Raw genomic sequence first — 1,253 nt, 5'->3', positions numbered from 1 at the left:
GTTCGGAGACATGGTGGACAGGTCATGCGAGCGAACGGCCCGCGTTCACCGTCCGGGTCGTGCTGTCGATCCGGGCGATCCGATACGTGCTCCAGTAGACATCGTACTGGCCATCCTCTCCTGCGGGGCGGACAGCCACATGCTCGCCGACGAAGGCCTTGCCGATCCGCCAGTTCCCGCCCCGCCAGCTGATCCGACCGTGTTCGTATACCTTGCGGACCTCGTCGCCCGCCCCGTACTCGGGTGAGGCGGGACGTTCGATGTACTCGCGCGCACTGGCGCGGTAGCGCTCGACCGGCACTCCCATGCCCAGCGCCTGATGCGGCCGTTGCTGGTTGTAGATGACCCGCCACAGGTCGAAGGCATGCTGGGCGTGGGCCAGGTCGGTAAAGCGTGGCCCCTGCAGCACCTCGGCCTTGAGAGTGCGATGGAACCGCTCGTCCTTGCCCTGGGTCTGCGGGTGGAACGGGCGCGAATGGCCGACCCGGATCCCCTGCCGCATCAGCCAGACGTCCAGCCGCGTGTAATGGGCGCCATCGCTGCCCCAGGGGGCGCCGTTGTCCATCGTCATCCGGGCCGGCAGCCCGTAACGCCGGAACACCGCCATCAACTGGTCGACCACGGTCTGGCGCTGCTCGTCGCCGCAGGCCCGTAGCCCCAGGGCATAGCGGGAATGGTCATCCAGGATCGTCAGCGGATGGCAGCGTCCATGATGCAGCAGGACATGCCCCTTGAAGTCCATCTGCCACAGGTCGTTGGGCGCAGGATGCTCGAAGCGCTGCCAGGCCTGGGCCGCCTGCGAGGCGGCCGGCGTGACCAGCCCATGGCGCCGCAGAACGGCGTGCACCGTGCTCACCGCCGGCATCGCGTCCCCCAACACCTCGAGCCGACGCGCCAGCTTGCGGGCTCCCCAGGCCGGATGCTGGGCACGCAGCGCCACGATCCGAGACTCCACCTGCGGACAACAACGCCCTGGCGAGGTGCCGGGGCGGCGCGAGCGCTCGGACAGCGGTTCTCCCTGCCGGGATCGCGTCAGCCACTTGTAGCCGGTCGTCGGGCTGACCCCGAATCTCCGGCACAGCTGCCGGACGTTCGCGCCCTCCTGCTGCGCCAGCTTCACGAACTCTTCCCGTAACGACATCGTCGACACCTCCTGCCACGGCATCGCCTGCTCCTGTTGGGCTTCGATGCTGCAGCTTGAATGTGTCCACCATGTCCCCGAACACCTGTCCACCATGTGGCCGGGCCATACA

General features: G+C 68.0%; 1 protein-coding gene. It reads right to left on the bottom strand.

What is annotated here, in order from left to right; genetic code table 11:
• Positions 1 to 22: 22 nt before the first annotated feature.
• Positions 23 to 1,165, bottom strand: a complete 1,143-nt coding sequence (locus LDO26_RS18115) for an IS481 family transposase (RefSeq protein ID WP_232132489.1) — start codon at positions 1,163 to 1,165, stop codon at positions 23 to 25.
• Positions 1,166 to 1,253: the final 88 nt, after the last annotated feature.

This window comes from Proluteimonas luteida (assembly GCF_021191695.1).
GTDB lineage: Bacteria > Pseudomonadota > Gammaproteobacteria > Xanthomonadales > Xanthomonadaceae > Luteimonas > Luteimonas luteida.
The sequence above is the reverse complement of the archived record's forward strand: the minus strand, read 5'-3'. Positions and strand labels throughout refer to the sequence as shown.